At 38.5% G+C, this 26,147-nt stretch carries 31 protein-coding genes and 1 tRNA gene; 23 read left to right on the top strand and 9 right to left on the bottom strand.

All coding sequences use genetic code 11. The annotated features are described in order from the left end of the window. Positions 1–2: 2 nt before the first annotated feature. The 10 genes from ppaX to NHG49_RS26010 all read left to right on the top strand — a co-directional run bounded on the left by ppaX (position 3) and on the right by NHG49_RS26010 (position 8,761). On the top strand, positions 3–653 hold the full coding sequence (ppaX, locus tag NHG49_RS26055; protein WP_064476212.1) for a pyrophosphatase PpaX: 651 nt from the start codon (positions 3–5) through the stop codon (positions 651–653). A gap of 75 nt (positions 654–728) precedes the next feature. Beyond that, a complete protein-coding gene (locus NHG49_RS26050; RefSeq protein WP_149173758.1) occupies positions 729–1,235 on the top strand; it encodes an acyltransferase in 507 nt (168 codons plus the stop codon). A gap of 145 nt (positions 1,236–1,380) precedes the next feature. Then, entirely contained in the window at positions 1,381–2,892 is a 1,512-nt protein-coding gene (locus NHG49_RS26045) for a tetratricopeptide repeat protein (RefSeq protein WP_098111081.1), read from the top strand. Between the two features lie 85 nt (positions 2,893–2,977). Further along, positions 2,978–3,934, top strand: coding sequence for a thioredoxin-disulfide reductase (trxB, locus tag NHG49_RS26040; RefSeq protein ID WP_258126688.1), 957 nt, complete (start codon positions 2,978–2,980; stop codon positions 3,932–3,934). 162 nt (positions 3,935–4,096) lie between these two features. Further along, positions 4,097–4,903: a DUF368 domain-containing protein gene (locus NHG49_RS26035; RefSeq protein WP_098111082.1), complete on the top strand. Its 807-nt coding sequence runs from the start codon at positions 4,097–4,099 to the stop codon at positions 4,901–4,903. A 228-nt stretch (positions 4,904–5,131) separates the two neighbouring features. Continuing rightward, on the top strand, positions 5,132–5,590 hold the full coding sequence (locus NHG49_RS26030; protein WP_001190080.1) for an NUDIX hydrolase: 459 nt from the start codon (positions 5,132–5,134) through the stop codon (positions 5,588–5,590). Positions 5,591–5,610: 20 nt separating this feature from the next. Further along, on the top strand, positions 5,611–6,492 hold the full coding sequence (rapZ, locus tag NHG49_RS26025; RefSeq protein WP_103655917.1) for an RNase adapter RapZ: 882 nt from the start codon (positions 5,611–5,613) through the stop codon (positions 6,490–6,492). A gap of 3 nt (positions 6,493–6,495) precedes the next feature. Continuing rightward, positions 6,496–7,449 (top strand): gluconeogenesis factor YvcK family protein, encoded by a 954-nt coding sequence (locus tag NHG49_RS26020; protein WP_000712182.1) that lies wholly within the window; start codon positions 6,496–6,498, stop codon positions 7,447–7,449. A gap of 89 nt (positions 7,450–7,538) precedes the next feature. Continuing rightward, a complete protein-coding gene (whiA, locus tag NHG49_RS26015; protein ID WP_064476215.1) occupies positions 7,539–8,489 on the top strand; it encodes a DNA-binding protein WhiA in 951 nt (316 codons plus the stop codon). Positions 8,490–8,512: 23 nt separating this feature from the next. Beyond that, on the top strand, positions 8,513–8,761 hold the full coding sequence (locus NHG49_RS26010; protein ID WP_000250305.1) for an HPr family phosphocarrier protein: 249 nt from the start codon (positions 8,513–8,515) through the stop codon (positions 8,759–8,761). A 252-nt stretch (positions 8,762–9,013) separates the two neighbouring features. On the opposite strand, the gene clpP is transcribed toward NHG49_RS26010, so the two are convergent. The 8 genes from clpP to NHG49_RS25970 form a co-directional block, all read right to left on the bottom strand. After that, positions 9,014–9,595, bottom strand: a complete 582-nt coding sequence (gene clpP / locus NHG49_RS26005; protein WP_001049163.1) for an ATP-dependent Clp endopeptidase proteolytic subunit ClpP — start codon at positions 9,593–9,595, stop codon at positions 9,014–9,016. Between the two features lie 240 nt (positions 9,596–9,835). Then, entirely contained in the window at positions 9,836–10,705 is an 870-nt protein-coding gene (locus NHG49_RS26000) for a DUF421 domain-containing protein (protein WP_064476216.1), read from the bottom strand. Between the two features lie 20 nt (positions 10,706–10,725). Next, positions 10,726–10,932 (bottom strand): DUF1657 domain-containing protein, encoded by a 207-nt coding sequence (locus NHG49_RS25995; RefSeq protein ID WP_064476217.1) that lies wholly within the window; start codon positions 10,930–10,932, stop codon positions 10,726–10,728. 11 nt (positions 10,933–10,943) lie between these two features. After that, positions 10,944–11,294, bottom strand: a complete 351-nt coding sequence (spoVAE, locus tag NHG49_RS25990) for a stage V sporulation protein AE (protein ID WP_000575919.1) — start codon at positions 11,292–11,294, stop codon at positions 10,944–10,946. Beyond that, positions 11,291–12,307, bottom strand: a complete 1,017-nt coding sequence (gene spoVAD, locus NHG49_RS25985; RefSeq protein WP_048563458.1) for a stage V sporulation protein AD — start codon at positions 12,305–12,307, stop codon at positions 11,291–11,293. The genes spoVAE and spoVAD overlap by 4 nt, the downstream gene beginning before the upstream one ends. Further along, a complete protein-coding gene (gene spoVAC / locus NHG49_RS25980; protein WP_000095399.1) occupies positions 12,308–12,784 on the bottom strand; it encodes a stage V sporulation protein AC in 477 nt (158 codons plus the stop codon). It lies immediately after the preceding gene. Between the two features lie 29 nt (positions 12,785–12,813). Continuing rightward, positions 12,814–13,299: a YhcN/YlaJ family sporulation lipoprotein gene (locus NHG49_RS25975; RefSeq protein WP_064476218.1), complete on the bottom strand. Its 486-nt coding sequence runs from the start codon at positions 13,297–13,299 to the stop codon at positions 12,814–12,816. Between the two features lie 93 nt (positions 13,300–13,392). Next, the gene (locus tag NHG49_RS25970; RefSeq protein ID WP_000216160.1) at positions 13,393–13,599 is read right to left on the bottom strand and encodes a DUF1657 domain-containing protein; all 207 of its coding nucleotides are present in this window, start codon (positions 13,597–13,599) and stop codon (positions 13,393–13,395) included. A 204-nt stretch (positions 13,600–13,803) separates the two neighbouring features. Between NHG49_RS25970 and NHG49_RS25965 the strand changes: the two genes are divergently transcribed. The 10 genes from NHG49_RS25965 (at position 13,804) to eno (ending at position 23,349) form a co-directional block, all read left to right on the top strand. After that, positions 13,804–13,879: transfer RNA gene (locus NHG49_RS25965), tRNA-Arg, on the top strand. Positions 13,880–14,059: 180 nt separating this feature from the next. Continuing rightward, a complete protein-coding gene (locus NHG49_RS25960; RefSeq protein WP_222655634.1) occupies positions 14,060–14,356 on the top strand; it encodes a hypothetical protein in 297 nt (98 codons plus the stop codon). Between the two features lie 271 nt (positions 14,357–14,627). Further along, complete coding sequence (gene rpoN, locus NHG49_RS25955) at positions 14,628–15,935, top strand: RNA polymerase factor sigma-54 (RefSeq protein WP_222655635.1); 1,308 nt, start codon at positions 14,628–14,630, stop codon at positions 15,933–15,935. Positions 15,936–15,944: 9 nt separating this feature from the next. Beyond that, the gene (locus tag NHG49_RS25950) at positions 15,945–16,190 is read left to right on the top strand and encodes a glutaredoxin family protein (RefSeq protein WP_064476221.1); all 246 of its coding nucleotides are present in this window, start codon (positions 15,945–15,947) and stop codon (positions 16,188–16,190) included. 135 nt (positions 16,191–16,325) lie between these two features. Continuing rightward, entirely contained in the window at positions 16,326–17,354 is a 1,029-nt protein-coding gene (gene cggR / locus NHG49_RS25945) for a gapA transcriptional regulator CggR (RefSeq protein ID WP_001258183.1), read from the top strand. A gap of 26 nt (positions 17,355–17,380) precedes the next feature. Beyond that, positions 17,381–18,385 carry a type I glyceraldehyde-3-phosphate dehydrogenase gene (gap, locus tag NHG49_RS25940; protein ID WP_000161234.1) on the top strand — a complete coding sequence of 335 codons (1,005 nt, stop codon included), beginning with the start codon at positions 17,381–17,383 and terminating at the stop codon, positions 18,383–18,385. Between the two features lie 139 nt (positions 18,386–18,524). Continuing rightward, positions 18,525–19,709 carry a phosphoglycerate kinase gene (locus NHG49_RS25935; protein WP_002198882.1) on the top strand — a complete coding sequence of 395 codons (1,185 nt, stop codon included), beginning with the start codon at positions 18,525–18,527 and terminating at the stop codon, positions 19,707–19,709. A 32-nt stretch (positions 19,710–19,741) separates the two neighbouring features. After that, positions 19,742–20,497, top strand: a complete 756-nt coding sequence (gene tpiA / locus NHG49_RS25930) for a triose-phosphate isomerase (protein ID WP_001231042.1) — start codon at positions 19,742–19,744, stop codon at positions 20,495–20,497. Continuing rightward, positions 20,494–22,023: a 2,3-bisphosphoglycerate-independent phosphoglycerate mutase gene (gene gpmI, locus NHG49_RS25925; RefSeq protein WP_001231145.1), complete on the top strand. Its 1,530-nt coding sequence runs from the start codon at positions 20,494–20,496 to the stop codon at positions 22,021–22,023. The genes tpiA and gpmI overlap by 4 nt, the downstream gene beginning before the upstream one ends. A 30-nt stretch (positions 22,024–22,053) precedes the next feature. Then, on the top strand, positions 22,054–23,349 hold the full coding sequence (eno, locus tag NHG49_RS25920; protein ID WP_000103948.1) for a phosphopyruvate hydratase: 1,296 nt from the start codon (positions 22,054–22,056) through the stop codon (positions 23,347–23,349). 50 nt (positions 23,350–23,399) lie between these two features. Here eno and NHG49_RS25915 read toward each other — a convergent pair whose 3' ends face one another. Continuing rightward, the gene (locus tag NHG49_RS25915; RefSeq protein WP_258126682.1) at positions 23,400–24,350 is read right to left on the bottom strand and encodes a nucleoside hydrolase; all 951 of its coding nucleotides are present in this window, start codon (positions 24,348–24,350) and stop codon (positions 23,400–23,402) included. A gap of 335 nt (positions 24,351–24,685) precedes the next feature. Here NHG49_RS25915 and NHG49_RS25910 point away from each other — a divergent pair, with 335 nt between their 5' ends. The 3 genes from NHG49_RS25910 to secG all read left to right on the top strand — a co-directional run bounded on the left by NHG49_RS25910 (position 24,686) and on the right by secG (position 26,071). After that, entirely contained in the window at positions 24,686–25,054 is a 369-nt protein-coding gene (locus tag NHG49_RS25910) for a CidA/LrgA family holin-like protein (RefSeq protein WP_000673212.1), read from the top strand. After that, on the top strand, positions 25,051–25,743 hold the full coding sequence (locus NHG49_RS25905) for an LrgB family protein (protein WP_000078299.1): 693 nt from the start codon (positions 25,051–25,053) through the stop codon (positions 25,741–25,743). Before NHG49_RS25910 ends, NHG49_RS25905 begins: the two co-directional genes overlap by 4 nt. Before the next feature lie 94 nt (positions 25,744–25,837). After that, a complete protein-coding gene (secG, locus tag NHG49_RS25900; RefSeq protein ID WP_000557263.1) occupies positions 25,838–26,071 on the top strand; it encodes a preprotein translocase subunit SecG in 234 nt (77 codons plus the stop codon). The last annotated feature ends 76 nt before the right edge of the window (positions 26,072–26,147 follow it).

Raw genomic sequence — 26,147 nt, 5'->3', positions numbered from 1 at the left:
CAATGAGAATAAATACAGTGTTATTTGATTTAGATGGAACTTTAATTAATACAAACGAACTTATTATTTCTTCTTTTTTACATACGTTACATACATATTATCCAAATCAATATAAGCGTGAAGATGTATTGCCATTTATCGGCCCTTCTTTACATGATACTTTCAGCAAGATTGATGACAACAAGGTTGAAGAGATGATTACATGTTATCGTCAATTTAACCATGATCATCACGATGAATTAGTGGAAGAATATGAAACTGTATATGAAACAGTTCAAGAGTTGAAGAAGCAAGGCTATAAAGTTGGTATTGTTACAACGAAAGCGAGACAAACAGTTGAGATGGGATTAAGGTTATCAAAGCTTGATGAATTTTTTGATGTTGTCGTGACAATTGATGATGTAGAGCATGTGAAACCACATCCAGAACCACTTCAAAAAGCGCTTGAGTTATTAGATGCGAAACCGGAAGAAGCATTGATGGTTGGGGATAACCATCATGATATTGTTGGTGGACAAAATGCGGGTACGAAAACAGCTGCTGTCTCATGGACGTTGAAAGGTAGAGCGTATTTAGAGGCTTACAAGCCGGACTTTATGCTAGATAAAATGAGTGATTTGCTACCAATTTTGTCTAATATGAACCGTTTATAAAGGTCCAAGTAAGTTAGTGGGGGTGTATTTCCCTATTAACTTACAGTTTCACTTTTTAGTAGAGGAGCGAGTTAAGTGCGACGGACAACGCGCTATCCTGTTTCGGGAGAAAATTCATTATGGAATGTGTATAAAACAGTGTCTTTTTGGAAGGTAATGAAGAACTTTATTATTATCCAAATTGCGCGTTATACACCATTTTTATCCGTCAAGAATTGGTTGTACCGTACATTTTTACGGATGAAAGTCGGAAAGAAAACATCATTTGCGCTTATGGTAATGCCGGATATTATGTTCCCAGAAAAGATAACTGTGGGAGAGAATTCGATTATCGGCTATAATACAACGCTTTTAGCACATGAATATTTAATTCGCGAATATCGACTTGGAGAGGTCATCATAGGAAATGAAGTGATGATTGGAGCAAATACGACTATATTACCAGGTGTGAAAATTGGGGATGGCGCGATTATTTCAGCTGGCACACTTGTTCATAGAGATGTCCAAAGTGGTGCTTTCGTGGGTGGAAATCCAATGCGTGTTATTTATACGAAAGAAGAAATGGATGCTAGAGAAGGTTGATGCTAAAAATGTAACATTTCTCTTCTTTTTTAATGAATAAAAAGGAAATAATTGAGTATAATATACTGTTTTGTTTTTTACGGAATCGTTTATACTTATAGATAGAAGAATGTGTGAACGAAGAAAACAAAAAACTGGAGGATATATGGGGAAAAATCAAGGAATATATAAGGAGAACGGACAAGTTATCTCTTTTAATCAATTAGCGGAATTCTTTTATAAAAAAGGGATGAGGGCTTACAAAGGGCAGAAATTGCAAGATGCAATTAAATATTTTCGAAGAGCGGCACAAAGTGAGAAGGAGCCGTTTATTTTATGTCAATTAGCAACAGTATTATCTGAGGCTGGTGAATATCAAGAGTCGAATCAAATCTTCTTTAAGCTTGTTAGATCTAATCCAGAACTTGAACAATGCTATTATTTTATTGCAAATAATTATGCATATATGGGGCTATTTCAGCAGGCGAAAAAGTATGCGGATCGCTATTTAGAAGTTGCAGAAGAGAAGGAATTTGTAGAAGATACATTAGAATTACTTGAAATTATGGAAGAAGAAGCGATGGGCGAGGAAGAGATTGAGGATGAAGATGATCTAATTGTTATGCAGGAAGAAGCGAATCGTTATATTCGTAACGGACAATTGGAAGAAGCAATTGCTACATTAGAAATTGTTACAAAAGATTATCCGGAATTTTGGTCGGGTCATAATAATTTAGCCATTGCACATTTTCAATCTGGTAATGTAGATAAAGCTCTGAAGTTAACGGAAATGATTTTAGAGAAAAATCCTGGTAATATACATGCGCTTTGTAATACGCTTATTTTCCTATATTCAATTGGAGAGCATAAACAAGTAGAAGCGTTAGCGGAGCAGTTAGTTTCAGTATATCCGATTTCGTTCGAGCATCGTTTGAAACTAGGAACGACACTTGCAACAATTGGTCATTTTGAGCCTGCATATAAATGGTTCAAAGTATTAAAGCGTCAAGGATACGAGGGAGACGTTAGTTTTTATTATTGGTTTGCATATTCTGCTTATATGGTGAAAAATCAGCAAGTAGCTGAAAAAATGTGGCAGCATGTTGTAGAATTGCACCCTGATAAAAAGGGAAAAGAACCGTGGAATGCGCTGAATTTAGCAGATGAAGGACAAAACGTATTATTTGAAGAATTACGAAAATCATTTCAACAAAGTGCGACGCTAGAGGAACAAATGCTAGCTTTATATTTAATGAATGAATTGTCAACGCCAGAGAAGGTGGGATTCTTCTTTGATGTAACGCAGGCGAAAAACGGTGTTCCAATCGTATCGCAACTTGCAAAGTATTTCTTTTTACTTAATAGCCATAAGAGCATTCCAGCGGATTTACAGCAATTTGAACAGTGCGCGCAAATTGCGGATGCTTTATATAATTATACGAAAAAAGATGATGAATTAATCGAAGAGTGTTTACAATTTTGGTTTTGTACGTTCATACGTTTATATACATCTGGGGCAGTTTTTACAAATGTATACGGCTGGTCAGCTGCGGTTGAATATATTGTGCGCGGCGAACAAGGAAATAAGATGACACAGTCGGAGCTTGGAGATGTATATAATGTATCTGTAGCGACTGTTCGAAAGTATGTGCAGGCTGTTAAGCGTACGCACACATAGGGTAAGCAAATCATTGGGAAAAAAATGATGCTAACAGTATAATGAGGGTAACTTAATTGTGTAGGAATGAATAGGAGTGAATGATGTGTCAGAAGAAAAAATTTATGATGTCATTATTATTGGTGCAGGACCAGCTGGTATGACAGCTGCAGTATATACATCTCGTGCGAATTTAAGCACATTAATGCTTGAGCGTGGTATTCCAGGTGGCCAAATGGCAAACACAGAAGATGTAGAAAACTACCCAGGTTATGAGTCCATTTTAGGACCAGACTTATCAAATAAAATGTTTGAGCATGCGAAGAAATTTGGTGCTGAATATGCATACGGTGATGTGAAAGCAGTCATCGATGGTAAAGAATACAAAACAATTATTGCTGGTAAAAAAGAATATAAAGCACGTGCAATTATCGTTGCAAGCGGTGCAGAATATAAAAAAATTGGTGTGCCAGGCGAAACAGAGCTTGGCGGCCGTGGTGTATCATATTGTGCAGTATGTGATGGGGCTTTCTTTAAAGGAAAAGAACTTGTAGTTATTGGTGGTGGAGATTCTGCTGTTGAAGAGGGTGTGTTCTTAACACGCTTCGCATCAAAGGTAACAATCGTTCACCGTCGTGACACTCTTCGTGCACAGAAAATTTTACAAGATCGTGCTTTCCAAAACGAGAAAGTAGATTTCATTTGGAATCACACTATTAAAGAAATTAACGATGCAAATGGTAAAGTAGGAAGCGTGACACTTGTAGACGTAAACAGTGGAGAAGAGAAAGAAGTCAAAACTGACGGCGTATTCATATACATCGGTATGTTACCACTTTCAAAACCATTTGTTGAACTAAGTATTACAAATGAAAATGGTTACCTTGAAACAAATGAGCGTATGGAAACGAAAGTTCCTGGTATTTTCGCAGCTGGAGATGTTCGTGAAAAAATGCTACGTCAAATTGTAACGGCAACAGGTGATGGTAGTATCGCAGCACAAAGTGCTCAACATTATGTAGAAGAATTATTAGAAGAACTAAAAACTGTATCAGAAAAATAAGGGATAATATGCCTTTTGAGAAGAAAGCTACCAATAGGAGCTTTCTTCTTTTTTTATGAAAATGTCAAAGTTTTGTCAAAAAATATTAAGATTATAAGCTTTCTTATTGATATACTGGACTTTACGGAAAAATCACTATAAGAAATGAGGAATTTATTCAGTATGGAATGGCGTAATATATATCGTGGATTTTGTATGGGCGTTAGTGATTTAATTCCTGGTGTGAGCGGCGGTACAATCGCTGTTGTGTTAGGGATTTATGAACAATTGCTTGCGGCAATTAATGGATTCTTTAGTCGCGAATGGAAAAAACATTTAGGCTTTTTAATTCCCCTTGCAGCTGGTGTGGCAGCAGCGTTTTTAACGTTAAGTCACGTTATTAAATATTTACTTGCAAATCATTATGAACCGACTCAATTTTTCTTCCTCGGTTTAATTATTAGTATATTACCGATGTTAATGAGAGAAGCTGATGCAAAGTCGTCGTTTAAAGGTAAGCACATTGTTTTATTAATAGTTGCAGCAATTCTTGTTGCGATCACAGCTTTCTTTAAACCAGATAAGGCAGCAGATCCAATTACGACGTTAACAATTTTAAATGCAATTGGTTTATTTTTCGCGGGCTGGATGGCTAGTATGGCTATGTTGCTTCCTGGAATTAGCGGATCATTTATTTTATTAATTATTGGTGTGTATCCGACAGCAATTAATGCTTTAACTACACTGAACTTACCTTTAATCGTAGTTATCGGTGCTGGTGTTATGGCGGGGTTTGTTGTAAGTAGTAAAGGAATTAGTTTCTTGTTAGATCGTTATAAAAGTATGACATTTGCGGCAATTATTGGACTTGTTATCGGCTCGATTGTAATTGTGTTCCCTGGTATTCCAACTGGAGGATTTTCAATTATAAGTTCAATTATTACCTTTATTTTAGGATTTGCGATTGTTACTTATTTCGGTAAGAAATAAGGACTTTAATCCCCTTGGCGATAAAAATCGTTAAGGGGATTTTTTATGCTATTCATTGAAAGTCTAGGCATTTACATTGCTTGTTCTAGAAAGCTTTTTTAAAATTGTTGAGTAGCATGTGCTTAGCGAAAGAGGACTGGCTCCTTCGTTGTAGCAAACTGTTTTTGATAGTATAATGAAATGAGTATGCAGTGAGAAATTTACTGCAAGTAGCTGAGGTGAAGAAACATGCAAAGAGTGACAAACTGTGTGTTAATTAGAGATAATGAAGTACTCTTACTCCAAAAACCTCGCCGAAATTGGTGGGTTGCACCAGGCGGGAAAATGGAGCGTGGTGAGACAGTAAGAGATTCCGTTGTTCGCGAGTATCGTGAAGAAACAGGTATTTATTTAAAGAACCCAGCGTTAAAAGGGGTCTTCACCTTTGTCATCCAAGAAGGTGATAAAGTTGTTTCTGAATGGATGATGTTCTCCTTTTTAGCGACAGATTTTGCAGGAGAAAACAAACTAGAGAGCGAAGAAGGCATCATTGGTTGGCATACATTTGACAAAATTGATGATTTAGCAATGGCACCAGGAGATTATCACATTATTGATTATTTAATTAAAGGAAATGGCATAATCTACGGTACATTTGTATATACCCCAGATTTTGAGTTGCTTTCATATCGATTAGATCCGAGTTAAACCGTCAAGGAGAGGATACGATGACAGAGAATAATGATATAAAAATGGTAATTATTACAGGAATGTCTGGAGCTGGAAAGACAGTAGCTTTACAAAGTTTTGAAGATTTAGGATATTTCTGTGTAGATAATTTACCACCGATGTTATTGCCGAAGTTTATTGAGCTTATGGCGGATTCAAAAGGGAAAATGAATAAAGTGGCACTTGGCGTTGATTTACGTGGCCGAGAGTTTTTCGAACATTTATGGGGAGCACTTGATGATTTATCAGAACGTACATGGATTATTCCTCATATTTTATTCTTAGATGCGAAAGATGGCACGCTTGTAACTCGTTATAAAGAAACGAGACGTTCGCATCCACTTGCACCAACTGGTTTGCCGTTAAAGGGAATCGAGATGGAGCGTGGCTTATTAACTGATATGAAGGCACGAGCGAATATTGTGCTGGATACATCGGATTTAAAACCGAAAGAATTACGTGAAAAAATTGTTCATCTGTTTTCAACTGAAACTGAGCAAGCATTTCGTGTAAATGTTATGTCATTTGGATTTAAGTACGGTATTCCAATTGATGCCGATTTAGTATTTGATGTTCGTTTTTTACCAAATCCATATTACATTCCACATATGAAGCCATTAACAGGACTAGATGAAGAAGTTTCATCGTATGTACTGAAATTTAATGAGACACATAAGTTTTTAGAAAAATTGATGGATCTTATTACTTTCATGCTGCCTCATTATAAAAGAGAAGGCAAGAGTCAACTTGTAATTGCAATTGGATGTACAGGTGGACAGCATCGTTCTGTTACGCTTACAGAATACCTTGGGAAACATTTGAAACCAGAGTATAGCGTTCATGTATCTCATCGTGATGTGGAGAAGAGAAAGGGCCATTAAGGGATGAAAAAAGAGAGAAAACCTAAAATTGTTATCATGGGAGGCGGTACTGGACTCTCTGTTTTATTACGAGGATTAAAACAATATCCGGTTGATATTACAGCAGTTGTTACAATCGCTGATGATGGTGGCAGTTCAGGTAGATTACGTGATGAGCTCGAAATTCCACCCCCAGGTGACATTCGTAACGTACTTGTTGCGTTATCAGATGTAGAGCCGCTGGTGGAAGCTTTATTTCAGCATCGTTTCACAACGGGAGACGGGCTGAAAGGTCATGCGTTAGGAAATTTATTATTAGCGGGTATGACCTCGATTACAGGAGACTTCTTCCATGCGATTACGGAAACGAGTAAAGTGTTAAATGTCAGAGGACGTGTGTTACCGGCAGCGAACCAAAGTGCGGTACTTCATGCGGAACTAGAAGATGGAGAAATTGTAACAGGTGAATCAAAGATTCCTTATTCCGGGAAGAAGATTAACCGCGTCTTTTTAACTCCAGAAGATGTAGAGCCGTTACATGAAACGTTGGCTGAAATTAAACGAGCTGATTTACTTGTTTTTGGTCCAGGAAGTTTGTATACGAGTATATTACCGAATTTAGTTGTTAACAAAATCGGGGACGCTGTTCTTGCTGCAAAAGCGAAGAAGGTATATGTGTGTAATGTTATGACGCAAGCTGGTGAAACGATGGGATATACTGCGTTTGACCATGTGCAGGCGTTACATGATCATTTAGGTAAACCATTTATCGATACTGCAATTGTAAATAACCGTGATATTCCTTGTGAATTACGTCAGTTATATGAGGAAGAAATGTCGGCACCAGTTGTAGTAGATGAAGAGCGTTTTACAGAGAGCAATATTGATGTCATTCAAGATCAATTAGCGAAGTATGATGATCGTGTTGTAAGGCACGATACATTAAAACTAGCTTCTATTTTATATTCACTCTTGTAGATGTGCGTTGCCTCGTTTGAGGTAACGCTCATCATTTCATATAGGACAAGATTTTTGTTCCAAAGTAATCGTATAAGGAGGTGTTGACTGTGTCATTTGCATCAGAAACAAAGAAAGAGCTAACGAATCTTGAGATGAAGGAATGCTGTGAGAAAGCAGAATTATCAGCGTTACTTCGAATGAACGGATCGCTTTCTTTTTCAAATCGTCGTCTATCTATCGATATTCAAACGGAGAATGCGGCAATTGCAAGAAGGATTTATACGCTTTTGAAAAAAGGATATGACGTGACGGTAGAATTACTTGTTCGTAAAAAAATGCGATTGAAGAAAAATAATGTATATATTGTGCGGCTTGTTGAGAAGTCTCGCGAAATATTAGCTGATCTTCATATTGTTCGAGACGACTTTTCGTTGATTCGAAATATATCACAAGAATTGATTGAGAAGAAATGTTGTAAACGATCGTATTTACGCGGTGCATTTTTAGCAGGTGGTTCAGTAAATAACCCAGAAACATCATCTTATCATTTAGAGGTCTTTTCGTTATATAAGGAACATAATGATGCTATATGTGAATTGATGAACGGATTTGATTTAAATAGTAAGACGTTGGAAAGAAGAAAAGGGTACATTACGTATTTGAAAGAAGCAGAAAAGATTACGGAGTTTTTAAATATTATAGGCGCTCATAATGCACTTTTAAGATTTGAAGACATTCGAATTGTTCGTGATATGCGTAATTCAGTAAATCGTTTAGTGAACTGCGAAACAGCCAATTTAAATAAAACAATTGGTGCAGCGCTAAGGCAGATTGAAAATATCCGTTATATTGATGAGACGGTTGGTCTTGATATATTACCAGATAAACTGCGAGAAATTGCACAATTACGAAGAGATTATCAAGATGTAACATTGAAAGAGTTAGGCGAGATGGTATCCGGGGGGAAAATTAGTAAATCGGGTATTAATCATCGTTTGCGTAAAATCGATGAGATTGCAGAGAAATTACGCGCGGGGGAAACGGTAGCAAAAAAATAAGAGGTTAAAGGGGAAATGGAGCTGTGGTTCAAAAACGAGTTAAGGTTTCATTAAAAAACGGTTTACAAGCACGTCCGGCTGCGTTGTTTGTACAAGAGGCTAATCGCTTTCATGCGGATATCTTCATCGAGAAAGATGGAAAGACAGTGAATGCAAAGAGCATAATGGGGATTATGAGCTTAGCAATTGGAACTGGTAGCATGATAACAATTACAACAGAAGGTTCAGATGCAGAAGAAGCTTTAGAAGCATTAGCTGCATATATACAATAAGAAGCTATCGCGCATGTGCGATAGCTTTTTTGTTTTGTTGTTTGTTGTTGGGGGGCGGGTATGTAGGGCGCACGTGCGGAGGTTTAATTATAAAAAAGCGCCCTGTAAGAGGGCGCTTTCGTTTTAGATCTATCTAGCTCCAGCGGCTAGAATCTCCGGTTGTTTCGCTTTTACATTCGAGGCAAAAAGCGTCTCGGATATAAAAGCTCCAACACCCTGCGATTCTGAACGAGCCGCTTCCACTTTTAGTTATTAACGATTTGTAAAGATCTTATCGATTAAGCCGTATTCTAGAGCTCTTTCAGCTGTCATGAAGTTGTCGCGGTCTGTGTCGCGTTGTAGTACTTCAAGTGGTTGACCTGTGCGGTCAGCAAGAATTTGGTTTAGTTTTTCACGTAAGAATAGGATACGTTTTGCAGCGATTTCGATTTCAGTCGCTTGACCTTGTGCTCCGCCAAGTGGTTGGTGAATCATTACTTCACTGTTTGGAAGTGCATAACGTTTTCCTTTTTCACCTGCTGCAAGTAAGAATGCACCCATAGATGCAGCCATACCGATACAGATTGTTGATACTTGTGGTTTAATAAATTGCATTGTATCGTAAATTGCCATACCTGCTGTGATAGAACCACCAGGGCTATTGATGTAGATGTGAATATCTTTTTCTGGATCTTGAGATTCCAAGAATAAAAGCTGGGAAACGATTGAGTTAGCTACGTTGTCATCAATTGCACTACCAAGCATAATGATGCGGTCTTTTAATAGTCGAGAGTAAATATCGTAAGCGCGTTCTCCACGATTTGTTTGTTCAATTACTGTAGGAATTAAATTCATCTGTTATTTCCTCCTTCTAAAGCTTTCTTAGTCTTATAATACAATTATGGTCAATAAAGGTCAAACGAAACCACTTTAAATCAAAAAAATATGTAGTTGTACCATGAATTATTCGCTATGTTTTTGAAATTCCCTGCTTATGTATCTTCAACATCATAACCGAATTACATAAATTTAAACGTCATGAAAGTTGTAGAAAAAAGAAAAGAACGCCTTTTTACTGAAGCGTTCTTTCGATATCTATTCTTTTAAAAGATAGGTTACTTTATTTAAAATCTTTTCGATGTGTTTCGCGTTTTTACTATACATTTCGCTTGCTGATTTCGACTTTGTTTCTAGGGAAAATAGTTCAAGATCAGCATGACATTTTTTTAAAGATGCTAATAATAAAGGCTTGTTTTGAGGAGAAGGCATTTGTAGTTTGTCATTATAAATGTCGATAGTAAGTTGTCCGTATGAATCCACTTGACCTAGAAAGACATTTTCAATAACAACACCGAGCTTTTCTAGTTCAGAATGTAACCAAGCACGGTTATGTCCACTAGAGGATAGAGGTTCATCTAAGACATTGCCATCCATAATAACAGTTTGCGGTTCTTTTTCATTAGGTACTTTTAACCCGATGTCTTTTGCTGTAAGTGGCTGAGAATCTTTCTTTAATAATACATTTAATTCTCCGCTCGGTTCTAAGACAGCAAATTCGACTTCAGCTATACTGAATGCACCATTTCCTCTAAGAAGTTCAAGTAATTCATCACTTGTATATTTCTCTTTCTTTAAATTATCCTCAAGTACTTTGCCGTCCTTTATTAAAACGGTAGACTTTCCTTCAAAAAAGTCTCTAGCAGTTTTGTTTTTTAAGGAAAGAATTCCAACGAAAAAAGGTACCGAGGCGAAAATAAGTATGGCAAAGACACCATGGAAAAACTTTTGATCAAGCCCTGTAGATATTTGAGCAGCGATATCACCGATTGTCATTCCCGCTATGTATTCAAAAAAGGAAAGTTGAGAGATTTGTCTTTTTCCTAAGCATTTTGTAATAGTGAATAAAATAATTAATATGAATACAGAGCGAAGGATGACAAGTGTCCATTCAGGCAGGTGAGACATAGTCATTTCCTCCAGTCTACTTAAAACCCTTTATATTGAGGTTCTTCGCGTTCTAATACTGAAACTCTATTCTGTAAATCAGCGATGATGCTGTCCATTTCTAACATACATTCATGAAATAAGCGTTTTGATTCCGCGTCCTGTGAATTTAGTGAAAGGGAGCTTAAACTTGCTTGAGCGCCCCTTACACTAGCAAGGCAGGTTTTAACGCTAGCGATAACTGTCATACAAACACCTCTTATCCTTTCGGTTTGAACAGCAATGCGCCAATAAAGCCGAAAATAATAGCTGCGGATACACCCGCGCTCGTTACTTTAAACATTCCCGTAATGACACCGACGATGCCGTGTTTTGCAGCTTCTTCCATTGCGCCGTGAACGAGGGCATTACCGAAACTTGTAATAGGTACAGTTGCCCCGGCTCCAGCAAAGTCGATTAATGGTTCATACAGGTTGAATCCGTCCAGTATAGCACCGGCAACAACGAGTGTTGCCATTGTATGAGCGGGTGTTAGCTTGCCAACATCAAACATAAGTTGGCCGATTACACATATGAGTCCGCCAATGACGAAAGCCCAGAAAAAAATCATTGCGTTACACCTCCAAATTCAATCGAAACGGCGTGAGCGATACATGGAATCGTTTCTTCTTGTTGGAATGTAAGTGGAGATAGTAAAGCGCCTGTCGCAACGACAAGTATTTTTTTGAACTCTCCTCTTTTCATTCGGTTTAATAAATGACCGTATACAACTGTTGCAGAACATCCTGGTCCGCTAGCACCAGCTATGACAGGTTGTCCTTCTCTATAGATGAGTAGCCCGCAATCTTGAAACTGTTCGCTTGTCACTTTTGTTCCGTGTTTATGTAGTAAGTCATAAGCAATTTCGCGTCCGACATGTCCTAGGTCGCCTGTTACGATTAAATCGTAGTAAGAGGCATCAATTTGGCGTTCGCGCAAGTGGGCTTCAATTGTATCGACGGCAGCTGGAGCCATCGCACCGCCCATATTAAACGGATCCGTTAGTCCCATATCAACCACTCGTCCGATTGTTGCAGATGTTACCCTAGGACCATGTCCAGTGTCACTTAAAATAGCCGCGCCTGCCCCGGTTACTGTCCATTGTGCGGTAGGAGGCTTTTGACCGCCGTATTCAGTTGGATAGCGGAATTGTTTTTCTACCGCGGTGTTATGGCTTGATGCCCCAGTTAATAAATATTTTGCACCTTTTGCATTTACGATACTTGCCCCAAGTGCTAAACCTTCCATAGAAGTAGAACAAGCACCGAATAATCCAAGATAAGGAGTGCCGAGTGTACGACAAGCAAAGCTTGTAGGAGTAATTTGATTAATTAAATCTCCTGCAAGTACGAATTGGATATCATCTTTACGAAGTTCTGCTTTTTCAGTAGCTCGGCTACAAGCTTCTTCGAATAAAATTTTATGTGCTTTTTCATAGGAATCCTGTCCGAGCCATAAATCTTCATGAAGGATATCGAAGTCTTCTGGGATTTTCCCTTTCGCTTCAAATGGTCCGCCAACGACTCCTGTCGAAATAATAACTGGTTTGTTTTCAAATACCCACGTTCGGTGTCCTTGTAACATTTATAGCCCTCCCCATTGAACGAGAATCGTTTTAATAAGTGCGATGACGAAAGCCGAAAATACACCAAACAAAATAACGGATCCAGCTAATTTAAACATGTTACCACCAACACCAAGGACGAACCCTTCCGTTCGGTGTTCGATACATGCGGCAATAACAGAGTTACCAAATCCAGTGACAGGTACAGCTGTGCCTGCTCCGGCAAACTGTCCAAACCGATCGTATATACCGAATCCAGTTAGTAACATGGAAATGAAAATGAGAGTTGCGACTGTCGGATTTCCTGCTGAACGCTCAGTGAAATCAAAATATGTGATATAAAACGTAGAAATGAGTTGTCCGATGAAGCAAATAAAACCACCGACGAAAAAGGCTTTAATACAATTTTTCAAGACAGGGCGCTTCGGTTCGCGTTCTTGCTCGAATTTTTTATACTCTTGTTGCACAGGGGTTAAGTTCTTATCTTTACTAGACATTGCGATCCTTCCTTTTCTATTAAAAAGCGTTAAGTGTTAGACTCCATTTTTTTCCCAATGAGTTTTAATTGCTTATTGATCTCGTCTTTAGATACTTCTTTTTTCTTAATTTTGCTCTCAAGCTTTTCGAGTAACATAAAGATTTTTTTATCAGTACTTACACGAACATCGAAAGTAGGATGCTCATCACTTAGCTGCTTTTGAAGCTTCTTACGCAAAGCTTTTAGCCCAAACCTTTCGTGATGCTCAGGTGTAACTGCTATGTAGAGATCTAAATTTGAATTCACTGCTGTGCTTTTTATAATTTCATCCATAGCGAGAGCACTTTTCTTGGCTCCTTGTGATATAGATTGATTAAAGGATTCCGTACTCGTCTTTGTTAGTTTGGGACCTTTTTCTTTCTCCGTTCGTTTTGCTTCTTCTTTCACTTTTTTATCTAAGGGACTATTATCACATCCGGAAAAAGAGCTACATAGAAGGGCAAATAACGCGGTTATGAGGCCGAGTTTTCGCATGATTATCATTCCATTTCTATTGCAATATGTAATGTGATAGAAAAAGGATGACTGCATATCATCCTTTTTCTATTTCACAGCATGACGAATCTGTTATTGCTGTGAGTATTGTGGTTCTTCTTGTTGGACTTCTTCAACGCGTGGGTTTAAAGAATCGATAATCGTTTGCGTTTGCTCTGCAGCTGTTTGGAAAAGTTGCTTTGCTTGTTGGTTATCCGTATCAAGAGCGAATCCCTCTAAGCTAGCTTGTGCACTTTTTAATCCAGAAACAGTTTGCTTTAGTTTTGTAATTACAGTCATTGAATGAAGCCCCCTTTGGAATATCAATTCAAAGATTATAATTTGTGAGTTGGGGTGAATTTATGATTGGAAAATTTAGGAGAGAGTGCTTAGTTAATATACTACTAACTAAGGTGCATAAAGGATTACGGGGATATTTTTATTGATTTAGATGGATTTTATTGCTATTATTATGGAAAGAAAATGAAGTGTCTTTATAATCATGCGCCCATAGCTCAGTCGGATAGAGCGGTGGTTTCCGGTACCACGTCTGCCGGGGGTTCGAATCCCTCTGGGCGCGTTTTTTATTGTTGGTGTTCCGTGTTGAAAATGAATAATAAATTTAAAACAACCTCTTGTATGTGATTAGAAATAATCGTGTATAGGGGGTTTTTGTTATGGGCTTACAAGGTACTTCTGTTAATTCTGCAATGAGTTTATACTAAAATTATTTAAAACTTATAGTATGAGGGGATTGCAGGTGCGTAAAATTAGTGGGAATTTAAGCGTTTTAGGGGATAACGAACGTAGAACCGTTGCTGTATCTGATTCTGGTGAAATTACAGGCGATGAAATGTTGAAATTCATGTTAAATATGGAATTGCACTATAAAGAAATTGATAGGGATTGTTTTGGACCTAGTCACTATTTGCCTAGCGGAGACTACCATAAGGATTTAATAGCGATTGTCTTTACGGCTGAAATGATGTTAGACGACATGGAATTAGAAGGTGAATGGCCTGCTGAAGAAGGGGATGTTATATTTAACGAAGCATAATGAATCTATCTGCATAAAAAGGTCTGCACTTACAAATATAAGTGCAGACCTTTTTATTAATACTTGTTATATCTAGTAATAAGATTTACTATTAGTATGTGGTAATAATTTTTATCACGCTATTATTTTCTTTCAATATTATTCAAATTTCGGTTGTAAGTTGTAAATCTCATTAATACATATAAATTAATAATATTTTGGAATGGGTGTCTGTGATAGCATTCTCCTTTTACCAAACTTATTGTACAATAGAAACAAGGGGGAGATTAGTTTGAAGGCAAGTCTTTTACAAGAACAAAGCTTACGTTTGGCAATGACACAAGAGTTAAGGCAAGCGATTACAATGCTCCAGTATAATGTACAAGAATTATCGGAGTTTTTGTATGAGCAATCGTTAGAGAATCCCCTTATTGAGTTAGGTGGTTTTGAGAGGGAGAAGAAAAAGAGCTCTAACACAAGTAAAAGTACCAGCAAACAAGTCGAGAATCAGATGGAAATCTACAGTGTGGATTCAACAACGATTCAGCAACATTTATTAAATCAAATACAGTATTATAAAATAGAAGAAGAAGAGCGAAAAATAGCTTCTTTCATTATTATGAACATGGATGGAAATGGGTATTTACAAGAAACGAACGAAGAGTTAGCGGATCTCCTTTCCGCACCAATTCATGTAGTCGACCGCTCTGTAGAGCTTGTCCAATCGCTCGAGCCAGCAGGGGTAGGAGCGCGTAATATTCAGGAATGTCTAACTTTGCAATTGAAGCGCTTACAAAGACGGAATGGATTAGCGGAAGAGGTTATAGAGGATCAATTTGCTTATTTCGTGAAGAAAGATTGGCGAAAGCTCGTCCAAGTGTTGAAGTGTAGTAATGAGGAATTGCAATCGGCGGTGAACTGTATTACGTCATTACAGCCGAAACCAGGTCTTGCGTTTTCTTCTGATAAACCACTTTATATTGTGCCTGATATGGCGGTGAAAAAAGATGGTGATCGTCTCGTTTTACAAATGAACGAGAGAAATATGCCGAGAATTGAAATTCATTCTGAGTATAGTGCGCTTCTGAATAATAGTGAAAGTGAAGTAGCATCTTACGTCTCAGAAAAGTATCAGCATGTGCAGTGGATTATGCGCAGTTTAAAACAGAGAAAACAAACGCTTCTGCAAGTGATGACTATTATTATGGAAAAACAACGTGATTTCTTCTGGGAAGGTCCAGAACATTTAAAGCCACTTGCTTTAAAAGAGGTAGCGGAAGAGTTAAGTGTGCATGAATCTACAATTAGTCGTGCAACGCGAAATAAATATGTGCAAACACCACATGGTTTATTTGAGATGAAATCGTTCTTTAGTAATGCTGTTTCGACTACTGAAGATGAAGTAGTTTCTACAAAGCGTGTGAAACGATTTATCCAAACGCTTGTTGAGGCGGAGAATAAGAAAAAGCCACTTTCAGATCAAAAGATTTCAAAATTATTAGAAGAAGAGCATGAAATCGTTATTTCTCGAAGAACAGTGGCGAAGTATAGAGAACAAATGCACATTCCAGCTTCATCATTACGAAAAACGATCGGATAGGTGAAGAATATGAAAGTTGTACTGTATACAAAAAAAGATTGTGGCCTTTGCGTGCAGGCGAAACAAGTTTTACAGGAAGTACAATGTGAATATTCTTTTCAAATCGAGGAAATAGATATATATGAAGATAATGACCTTTTGGAGAAGTATCATTTAATGATTCCGGTTGTAGAAATAGGCGGGAAACAGGTAGAATATGGTAACATTCACAAAGGTGTCATAATAAACTATATAAACAATGCAGTTAAGAGTTGAATAAGTTTCTATCTCCTGTTACAATAATACACGTAGCAGGGATTATTTTTTTAACCTACGTGGGACATAAAATGTCACTACGGGACACAAAGTGACCACTAGGGAAAATGAACCAATGTAGTGAGGAGAAAAGATATGCGCTCATGGATTCAGAACACAAAAAAATTATTACCTGATCTGCTACCTGTTATGCAAACGAGAATGCAAATTCTTCAATACATTAGGCTCATGCAGCCTATTGGAAGAAGAAACTTGTCAGCAAGTCTCGGTATGACAGAACGAGTATTGCGAAGTGAAGTCCAAGTTTTGAAAGAACAAAACTTAGTTCACGTCGCTTCTTCTGGAATGACTTTGACAGAAGAAGGAACAGCTTTAGTTCTTGCTTTGGAAGACTTTATGAAAGAAATTTCCGGGTTAAAGGTTTTAGAAAAGCAACTTAAGGAAACATTAGACTTGGATGAAGTTTTCGTTGTCCCTGGTGATAGTGATGAATCGCCGTGGGTCAAACTGGAGATGGGCCGTGCTTGTGTGACTTGTATAAAAGACCGTCTGACAGCGAATAATATCGTTGCTGTGGCTGGAGGAACTACGCTAGCTGCTGCTGCGGACATGATGCAGCTTGATTGCAAAGATTTACATATGCTATTTGTCCCAGCGCGTGGTGGAATTGGAGAGGGCGTCGAATTAGAAGCCAATACCATTTGTGCCAAGATGGCGCAAAATACGATGAGTAATTATCGCTTATTGTATGTTCCAGACCATGTTAGTAGCGAAGCATATGCGTCTATTGTGACAGAGCCTTCCGTGAAAGAAGTTCTTGAGTTGATTCGATCTTCCAATATCGTCATTCATGGAATAGGTGATGCGTTAACAATGGCACGTCGCAGAAATACTTCAGAAGCAGATTGGTTAAAGATTCAAGCAAGCGAAGCAGTAGGCGAAGCTTTCGGTTACTACTTTAATGAACAAGGAAATGTTGTTCATAAAGTAAGAACAGTTGGTATGCAACTTGAGGATTTACAACATGTATCTCACGTTGTTGCAGTCGCTGGAGGTTCTTCAAAGGCAAAGGCAATACAGGCTGTAATTAAACAAGGGCACACTTCAATTCTAATTACAGATGAAGGTGCAGCAAAACAGTTAACAAAGGGTATTACCCTTTAATATAATCCCCCAAGGAGGAAATTCAAATGACTAAAATTGGTATTAATGGATTTGGACGTATCGGACGTAACGTATTCCGCGCAGCTCTTAACAACTCTGAGGTAGAAGTAGTAGCAATCAACGACTTAACAGATGCTAAAACATTAGCTCACCTTTTAAAATATGACACAGTTCACGGAACTTTAAATGCAGAAGTATCTGCTAACGAAAACAGCATCGTTGTTAACGGTAAAGAAATTAAAGTTATCGCTGAGCGTGACCCAGCTCAATTACCATGGAGCGACTACGGAGTAGAAGTAGTAGTAGAATCTACTGGCCGTTTCACTAAAAAATCAGACGCTGAAAAACACTTAGGTGGATCAGTTAAGAAAGTTATCATCTCAGCTCCAGCTTCTGACGAAGATATCACTGTAGTTATGGGTGTTAACCACGAACAATACGATGCAGCTAACCACAACGTAGTATCTAACGCTTCTTGTACTACAAACTGTCTAGCTCCATTCGCTAAAGTATTAAACGAAAAATTCGGCGTAAAACGCGGAATGATGACAACAATTCACTCTTACACTAACGACCAACAAATCTTAGACTTACCACACAAAGATTTACGTCGTGCTCGTGCAGCAGCTGAAAACATGATCCCAACATCTACTGGTGCAGCTAAAGCTGTAGCATTAGTATTACCAGAACTTAAAGGTAAATTAAACGGTGGCGCTGTACGTGTTCCAACTGCTAACGTTTCTCTTGTTGACTTAGTTGTTGAACTTGACAAAGAAGTAACAGTTGAAGATGTAAACGCAGCATTCAAAGCAGCAGCTGAAGGCGAATTAAAAGGTATCCTTGGATACAGCGAAGAGCCATTAGTATCTATCGACTATAACGGATGTACAGCTTCTTCTACAATCGATGCATTATCTACAATGGTAATGGAAGGTAACATGGTTAAAGTACTTTCTTGGTACGATAACGAAACTGGTTACTCTAACCGTGTAGTAGACCTAGCAGCATACATGACTTCTAAAGGTCTTTAATTCTTAATTATATAAGTAATCAATGACAAAACGAGGGAGAGGGTTTGTTCCCTCTCTCTCTTCTTTCGTTTTAAAAGCAAATGTGTTAAGCTTTTGAGTGGGTTTTGTCAATCCTAACTAGTAGTCGGAGGGAAATCCAATGAACAAAAAATCAATTCGTGACGTAGATTTAAAAGGTAAGCGTGTATTTTGCCGCGTTGATTTCAACGTACCTATGAAAGAAGGCAAAATTACAGATGAAACTCGTATCCGTGCAGCTCTTCCTACAATTCAATATTTAGTAGAGCAAGGTGCGAAAGTTATTTTAGCAAGTCATTTAGGCCGTCCAAAAGGTCAAGCAGTAGAAGAATTACGTCTTACTCCAGTAGCAGCACGTTTAGGCGAGCTTCTTGGTAAAGATGTTAAAAAAGCAGACGAAGCATTCGGACCAGTTGCACAAGAAATGGTTGCAGCAATGAACGAAGGCGACGTATTAGTTCTTGAAAACGTACGTTTCTATGCGGGCGAAGAAAAGAACGATGCAGAACTTGCGAAAGAATTTGCAGCTCTTGCTGATATCTTCGTAAATGATGCATTCGGTGCAGCTCACCGTGCTCACGCTTCTACAGCAGGTATCGCAGACTACCTACCAGCAGTATCTGGTCTATTAATGGAAAAAGAGTTAGATGTACTTGGAAAAGCACTTTCTAACCCAGAACGTCCATTCACAGCTATCATTGGTGGTGCGAAAGTAAAAGATAAAATCGGTGTAATTCGTCATCTATTAGACAAAGTAGATAACTTAATCATCGGTGGCGGACTTGCTTACACATTCGTTAAAGCTTTAGGTCATGAAATTGGTCTATCTCTATGTGAAAACGACAAAATTGAACTAGCTAAAGAATTTATGCAACTTGCAAAAGAAAAAGGCGTAAACTTCTACATGCCAGTTGATGTTGTAATCACAGAGGAATTCTCTGAAACTGCAACAACTCAAATCGTAGGTATCGACTCTATTCCTTCTACATGGGAAGGCGTGGACATCGGTCCTAAAACACGTGAAATTTATGCAGATGTAATTAAAAATTCTAAGCTTGTTGTATGGAATGGACCAATGGGTGTATTCGAAATGACTCCATTCGCAGAAGGTACAAAAGCAGTAGGACAAGCATTAGCAGATGCAGAAGATACATACTCTGTTATCGGCGGTGGTGACTCTGCAGCAGCTGTTGAAAAATTCGGTATGGCTGATAAAATGAGCCACATTTCTACTGGCGGCGGTGCGTCATTAGAATTCATGGAAGGTAAAGAGCTTCCAGGTGTAGTTTGTCTTAACGACAAATAAGTAGCAGCCAAAGAAAAAGGACGGTGCAAAGCATGCGTAAACCAATTATCGCAGGTAACTGGAAAATGAATAAAACTCTATCTGAAGCAGTTAGCTTCGTAGAGGAAGTTAAAGGTCAAATCCCAGCAGCTTCAGCTGTTGATGCAGTAGTTTGCTCTCCAGCTCTATTCTTAGAGCGTTTAGTAGCAGCAACTGAAGGAACTGATTTACAAGTAGGTGCACAAAACATGCACTTCGAAAAAAATGGTGCATTCACTGGCGAAATTAGCCCAGTAGCACTTAGCGACTTAAAAGTAGGCTACGTAGTACTTGGCCACTCTGAGCGTCGTGAAATGTTTGCTGAAACAGACGAGTCAGTAAACAAAAAGACTCTTGCAGCATTTGAACATGGTTTAACACCAATTGTATGTTGTGGTGAGACTTTAGAAGAGCGCGAAAGCGGAAAAACATTTGATCTAGTAGCAGGTCAAGTGACAAAAGCACTTGCAGGTTTAACAGAAGAGCAAGTTAAAGCAACTGTTATCGCTTATGAGCCAATCTGGGCTATCGGTACAGGTAAATCTTCTTCTTCTGCAGATGCAAACGAAGTATGTGCGCACATCCGTAAAGTTGTTGCAGAAGCTGTTTCTCCAGAAGCTGCAGAAGCTGTTCGTATTCAATACGGCGGTAGCGTAAAACCAGAAAACATTAAAGAGTATATGGCACAATCTGACATCGACGGCGCTTTAGTTGGCGGTGCTAGCTTAGAGCCTGCTTCGTTCTTAGGTCTTCTGGGGGCGGTAAAATGAGAAAGCCAACAGCTTTAATCATTCTTGATGGTTTCGGACTACGTGAAGAAACTCACGGGAATGCTGTAGCACAAGCTAAGAAACCTAATTTTGATGGTTACTGGAACAAATTCCCTCACACAACGCTTACAGCTTGTGGTGAGGAAGTAGGTCTTCCAGAAGGTCAAATGGGTAACTCTGAGGTTGGTCACTTAAATATCGGTGCAGGCCGCATCGTATATCAAAGCTTAACACGCGTAAACGTTGCAATTCGTGAAGGTGAGTTCGATCAGAACGAAACTTTCCAAAATGCAATTAAAAGCGTAAAAGAAAAAGGTACTGCTCTTCATTTATTCGGCTTACTTTCTGATGGTGGTGTGCACAGTCACATGAACCATATGTTTGCTCTTCTTCGCTTAGCAGCAAAAGAAGGCGTGGAGAAAGTTTATATCCATGCATTCTTAGACGGCCGCGATGTTGGACCACAAACAGCAAAAGGTTATATCGATGCAACAAATGAAGTAATTAAAGAAACAGGAGTAGGACAATTCGCGACTATCTCTGGTCGTTATTACTCCATGGACCGTGACAAGCGTTGGGATCGCGTAGAAAAATGTTACAGTGCTATGGTGAATGGTGAAGGCCCTACTTATAAATCAGCAGAAGAGTGTGTAGAAGACTCTTATGCAAATGGTATCTACGATGAATTCGTATTGCCGTCTGTAATTGTTAACGAAGATAACACGCCAGTTGCAACAATCAATGATGATGATGCAGTTATCTTCTATAACTTCCGTCCAGACCGTGCAATTCAAATTGCTCGTGTATTTACAAACGAAGACTTCCGTGAGTTCGATCGTGGTGAAAAAGTACCTCACATTCCTGAATTCGTTTGTATGACACATTTCAGTGAAACTGTAGATGGTTACGTGGCATTCAAGCCAATGAACCTTGATAACACATTAGGTGAAGTTGTTGCGCAAGCGGGATTAAAGCAACTTCGCATCGCGGAAACTGAAAAGTATCCGCACGTTACATTCTTCTTTAGCGGTGGTCGTGAGGCTGAATTCCCAGGAGAAGAGCGTATTTTAATTAACTCACCGAAGGTTGCAACGTATGACTTGAAACCTGAAATGAGCATTTACGAAGTAACGGACGCTTTAGTAAATGAAATCGAAAATGATAAACATGATGTTATCATTCTTAACTTTGCAAACTGTGATATGGTTGGCCATTCTGGGATGATGGAACCAACAATTAAAGCAGTAGAAGCAACTGACGAATGTTTAGGAAAAGTTGTAGAAGCGATTCTTGCAAAAGATGGTGTAGCACTTATTACTGCTGACCATGGTAATGCTGATCAGGAGTTAACTGCTGATGGAGGACCAATGACAGCTCATACAACTAACCCGGTTCCTTTCATCGTTACAAAAAATGATGTAGAGCTTCGTGAAGGTGGTATTTTAGGAGATATCGCTCCAACAATGCTTACGCTTTTAAATGTGGAACAACCGAAAGAAATGACAGGTAAAACAATTATTAAATAATTTGCTTATATAAAAAGGAGAGAATTTATTATGTCAACAATTATTGATGTTTATGCTCGCGAAGTCCTTGACTCTCGTGGTAACCCAACTGTAGAAGTAGAAGTTTACACAGAAAGCGGCGCTTTCGGACGCGCTATCGTACCAAGTGGTGCATCTACTGGTGAGCACGAAGCAGTAGAATTACGTGACGGTGACAAATCTCGTTACCTTGGTAAAGGTGTTCTAAATGCAGTAAACAACGTTAACGAAGCAATCGCTCCAGAAATCGTTGGTTTCGACGTAACTGACCAAGCTGGTATCGACCGTGCTATGATCGAATTAGATGGCACTCCAAACAAAGGTAAACTAGGCGCTAACGCTATCCTTGGTGTATCTATGGCAGTAGCTCACGCAGCAGCTGACTTCGTAGGTCTTCCATTATACCGTTACCTTGGTGGATTCAATGCAAAACAATTACCAACTCCAATGATGAACATCATCAACGGTGGTTCTCACGCTGATAACAACGTAGACTTCCAAGAGTTCATGATCTTACCAGTTGGTGCTCCAACATTCAAAGAATCAATCCGTATGGGTGCTGAAGTATTCCATGCACTTAAAGCTGTATTACATGACAAAGGTCTTAACACTGCAGTAGGTGACGAAGGTGGATTCGCTCCAAACCTTGGTTCTAACCGTGAAGCATTAGAAGTAATCATCGAAGCTATCGAAAAAGCTGGTTACAAAGCTGGCGAGAACGTATTCTTAGGAATGGACGTTGCTTCTTCTGAGTTCTACAACAAAGAAACTGGTAAATATGACCTTGCAGGCGAAGGCCGTACTGGCTTAACTTCTGCAGAAATGGTTGATTTCTACGAAGAGCTTTGCAAAGACTTCCCAATCATCTCTATTGAAGATGGTTTAGACGAAAACGACTGGGATGGTCACAAATTATTAACTGAGCGTATCGGTGATAAAGTACAATTAGTTGGTGACGACTTATTCGTAACTAACACTCAAAAACTTGCTGAAGGTATCGAAAAAGGTATCTCTAACTCAATCTTAATTAAAGTTAACCAAATCGGTACTTTAACTGAGACTTTCGAAGCTATCGAAATGGCTAAACGTGCTGGTTACACAGCAGTTGTATCTCACCGTTCTGGTGAAACTGAAGATGCTACAATCGCTGACATCGCAGTTGCAACTAACGCTGGCCAAATCAAAACTGGTTCTATGAGCCGTACTGACCGTATTGCTAAGTACAACCAATTATTACGCATCGAAGACGAACTAGGCGAAATCGCTGTTTACGATGGTATCAAATCTTTCTACAACATTAAACGATAATTGTAGAAAATAACGACAGACCGTGAGAAATCACGGTCTGTTTTTTTATGCTAAAATTGCTCACCCGTCATAAGTGACATGAAATATTTAAAGAAGCGGTTATAATCAAAATCAATTGCGATTTGATGACTCGGCCAATCAATAAATGGCTTAGATTCTCCTAAAGAACGAAATTCTCCTATGCTTGCTCCTTGTGCATAAGATTCTGTCATGACAACGATAGGTGACTTGTGATACGTAAACATAGAGTTATCAAGTAAAGCGAGTATTGGCATTGTGTTATGGAAGGGGCTCCCCTTTAAATGCGGTAAGGCGTCTTTATAATAGCCGTAGTAATAATGATCGAATAACGGTTTGACGAGTGGGGCTTTTCCTTTTGCTTCAATGTATTCAGCCATTTCTGGTGTAATGATGGAATACTGAGTGATGTTTAATGGATAGATGTACATGTTAGGTGAGGATTGAAGGACTATATTAGCGGCAGTAGGATCGCCATAAAAGTTCGCTTCGGAAATAGGGGTCACATTACCAGGATGTAAAAAGGCGCCGCCCATTACGTAGTAAGATGTAATTTGCTTCATGAGCTGTTTACATACAATGAATAAAATTGCTAGGGAGGTAAGTCTTCCTAAACTTACAATGATTAATTCATCTTTATACTGTTCAATAAGAGGAATAACTTCGAAAAAATTCTCCATCTCCCCGTTAGTCACATGTCCCTTTGGAATAATTGGCCCGAGCCCTTGTTTCCCGTGTACTTCCGTAAAGAAAGCTGGAGGGGCACCAGTAAGTGGACGTTCTGAACCACCAAATATCTTGATATTTCTATCCTTTGCTTCGCTCTTAAGAAAATGAGCGTTTTGTACGGCCATTTTTTTTGGGACATTGCCGTAATCAGCAACAATACCGACGATTTCTATTTCATCGATAAAGAATGCTAAGAGGAGAGCCATCGTATCATCAATCCCAGGATCACAAAAAATAAGAACTTTTTTTGGCATATGCTCACCACCTATCTTGTTTATCCCGTAAAAGTCCGATTGTGGGGAGGAAGAAAACCGCCACTAATGAAAGTTTCACTTTATATATATGTAAGCTTAAGGATAAAAAGATTATTTTATTGAAATAACAACGTTACAAATTCAGAAAATAAAAACTTTTTATATTAGGTCAAGGTTTTTGACTTAATTTTTGTTTAGAAATGCAGTCATATCAAGGGTGTAAGCGTATAACATAGGCTGTTTTTGCTGTCAAGTTGATAAATTGCAGCTTTTTACAATTTATACTATGATAAAGATATTAAGAGAAGATCGTATAAACATGAGGGATGATGAACATGAAATTTACAAAGATTCTTGTCCAAATTGCAGCTCTTTACGTTTTTTATATGGTTGGAAATTGGGTACAAGAAGTGTTAAATATTCCGATTCCAGGAAGTTTGATTGGAATGTTCCTCTTACTTGTTTTACTTAGCCTAAAAGTCCTTCCAGTGAAATGGTTCGATTTAGGAGCAGAAACACTCGTTGCTATTATGCCGTTTTTATTAATTCCGCCAACGCTTGGCCTAATGAATTACGGTGCTTTTTTTATGAGTAAAGGAATTTCTCTTTTCATTACAATTGTAGCGAGTACATTTTTAATTATTATTGTCGCAGGACATACAGGACAATATCTTGCGAATAGAAAGGAAAGAGAGTCGAGATGAGCCAAATATTAATCGGAATCGGTTGGGTTCTTTTTACGGTGCTATTATACCAATTATCTAAAAAAATCTATAAATTATTTCCAACACCATTCACCATTCCAATGCTTGTAGCAACAGGATTAATGGCTTTCTTATTTATCATGCTTGATATACCATATCAACATTATATGGAAAGCGGTGGTGGCTGGATTGCAAAACTGCTGGGGCCCGGTGTTGTAGCATTTGCAATTCCTCTTTATAAACAACGTCACGTTCTGCAAAAATATGTTGTACCGATTGCCGGCGGGGTATTAGTAGGAACAACAGTTGCAATCGCCAGTGATTTTGCCATTGCATCACTTATGGGAACAGATAAAAGCTTAATTTTATCTTCTTTACCAAAATCGGTGACAATGCCAGTTGCGATGAGTGTTTCAGAGCAAGTTGGTGGTGTACCTTCATTAACAGCAGCTTTCGTTGTTATCGCAGGTATTACTGGAACGATTACTGGCCCACTTTTATTAAAATGGAGCCGTGTTACAAACTCAGTTGGTAAAGGTATCGGATTTGGATGTGCTTCTCATATTATGGGTGTAATGAGAGCGATGAAAAATAATGAACATGAAGGTGTTATTGGATCGGTAACAATGACATTAACAGCAATTTTGACATGTTTGCTCGGGCCGTTATTTGCAATGATGTTTATGTAATAGAAGAAAAGCGAGAGCGACTCTATAGCTCTCGCTTTTCTATAGGATTTATGCTACAGTTAAAATAACTGAATCTTTGTAGGAGGTACGCCAAGTGCATACGTTATTATCCGTTTTACTTATTATTGTATCGATTTTAATGATTGTTATGGTACTTATGCAGTCTAGTAATAGCTCAGGCCTTTCAGGTGCAATTTCAGGCGGTGCAGAGCAATTATTTGGTAAGCAAAAAGCACGTGGAATTGAAGCAGTATTAAACCGTATTACAATTGTTTTAGCTGTTCTATTCTTCGTATTAACAATTGCTGTTACGTACTTAAATTTATAGAATTGAAAGAAGAAGCGTTAGTAAGATGTACTAATGGTTCTTCTTTTTTTATTTTGCTATTTGAAAGATGTTTCTA

The sequence above is a fragment of the Bacillus sp. IBL03825 genome, assembly GCF_024712505.1.
Taxonomy (GTDB): domain Bacteria; phylum Bacillota; class Bacilli; order Bacillales; family Bacillaceae_G; genus Bacillus_A; species Bacillus_A wiedmannii.
The sequence above is the reverse complement of the archived record's forward strand: the minus strand, read 5'-3'. Positions and strand labels throughout refer to the sequence as shown.

What these genes read in the sequence shown, in the direction of transcription:
- ppaX (WP_064476212.1), top strand. Translation starts at nt 3, where the DNA reads ATGAGAATAAATACAGTGTTATTTGATTTAGATGGAACTTTAATTAAT.
- NHG49_RS26045 (WP_098111081.1), top strand. Translation starts at nt 1,381, where the DNA reads ATGGGGAAAAATCAAGGAATATATAAGGAGAACGGACAAGTTATCTCT.
- NHG49_RS26035 (WP_098111082.1), top strand. Translation starts at nt 4,097, where the DNA reads ATGGAATGGCGTAATATATATCGTGGATTTTGTATGGGCGTTAGTGAT.
- NHG49_RS26030 (WP_001190080.1), top strand. Translation starts at nt 5,132, where the DNA reads ATGCAAAGAGTGACAAACTGTGTGTTAATTAGAGATAATGAAGTACTC.
- rapZ (WP_103655917.1), top strand. Translation starts at nt 5,611, where the DNA reads ATGACAGAGAATAATGATATAAAAATGGTAATTATTACAGGAATGTCT.
- NHG49_RS26020 (WP_000712182.1), top strand. Translation starts at nt 6,496, where the DNA reads ATGAAAAAAGAGAGAAAACCTAAAATTGTTATCATGGGAGGCGGTACT.
- clpP (WP_001049163.1), bottom strand. Translation starts at nt 9,595, where the DNA reads ATGAATTTAATTCCTACAGTAATTGAACAAACAAATCGTGGAGAACGC.
- NHG49_RS26000 (WP_064476216.1), bottom strand. Translation starts at nt 10,705, where the DNA reads ATGTCTCACCTGCCTGAATGGACACTTGTCATCCTTCGCTCTGTATTC.
- NHG49_RS25995 (WP_064476217.1), bottom strand. Translation starts at nt 10,932, where the DNA reads ATGACAGTTATCGCTAGCGTTAAAACCTGCCTTGCTAGTGTAAGGGGC.
- spoVAE (WP_000575919.1), bottom strand. Translation starts at nt 11,294, where the DNA reads ATGATTTTTTTCTGGGCTTTCGTCATTGGCGGACTCATATGTGTAATC.
- spoVAD (WP_048563458.1), bottom strand. Translation starts at nt 12,307, where the DNA reads ATGTTACAAGGACACCGAACGTGGGTATTTGAAAACAAACCAGTTATT.
- spoVAC (WP_000095399.1), bottom strand. Translation starts at nt 12,784, where the DNA reads ATGTCTAGTAAAGATAAGAACTTAACCCCTGTGCAACAAGAGTATAAA.
- NHG49_RS25975 (WP_064476218.1), bottom strand. Translation starts at nt 13,299, where the DNA reads ATGCGAAAACTCGGCCTCATAACCGCGTTATTTGCCCTTCTATGTAGC.
- NHG49_RS25970 (WP_000216160.1), bottom strand. Translation starts at nt 13,599, where the DNA reads ATGACTGTAATTACAAAACTAAAGCAAACTGTTTCTGGATTAAAAAGT.
- NHG49_RS25950 (WP_064476221.1), top strand. Translation starts at nt 15,945, where the DNA reads ATGAAAGTTGTACTGTATACAAAAAAAGATTGTGGCCTTTGCGTGCAG.
- cggR (WP_001258183.1), top strand. Translation starts at nt 16,326, where the DNA reads ATGCGCTCATGGATTCAGAACACAAAAAAATTATTACCTGATCTGCTA.
- gap (WP_000161234.1), top strand. Translation starts at nt 17,381, where the DNA reads ATGACTAAAATTGGTATTAATGGATTTGGACGTATCGGACGTAACGTA.
- NHG49_RS25935 (WP_002198882.1), top strand. Translation starts at nt 18,525, where the DNA reads ATGAACAAAAAATCAATTCGTGACGTAGATTTAAAAGGTAAGCGTGTA.
- tpiA (WP_001231042.1), top strand. Translation starts at nt 19,742, where the DNA reads ATGCGTAAACCAATTATCGCAGGTAACTGGAAAATGAATAAAACTCTA.
- gpmI (WP_001231145.1), top strand. Translation starts at nt 20,494, where the DNA reads ATGAGAAAGCCAACAGCTTTAATCATTCTTGATGGTTTCGGACTACGT.
- eno (WP_000103948.1), top strand. Translation starts at nt 22,054, where the DNA reads ATGTCAACAATTATTGATGTTTATGCTCGCGAAGTCCTTGACTCTCGT.
- NHG49_RS25915 (WP_258126682.1), bottom strand. Translation starts at nt 24,350, where the DNA reads ATGCCAAAAAAAGTTCTTATTTTTTGTGATCCTGGGATTGATGATACG.
- NHG49_RS25910 (WP_000673212.1), top strand. Translation starts at nt 24,686, where the DNA reads ATGAAATTTACAAAGATTCTTGTCCAAATTGCAGCTCTTTACGTTTTT.
- NHG49_RS25905 (WP_000078299.1), top strand. Translation starts at nt 25,051, where the DNA reads ATGAGCCAAATATTAATCGGAATCGGTTGGGTTCTTTTTACGGTGCTA.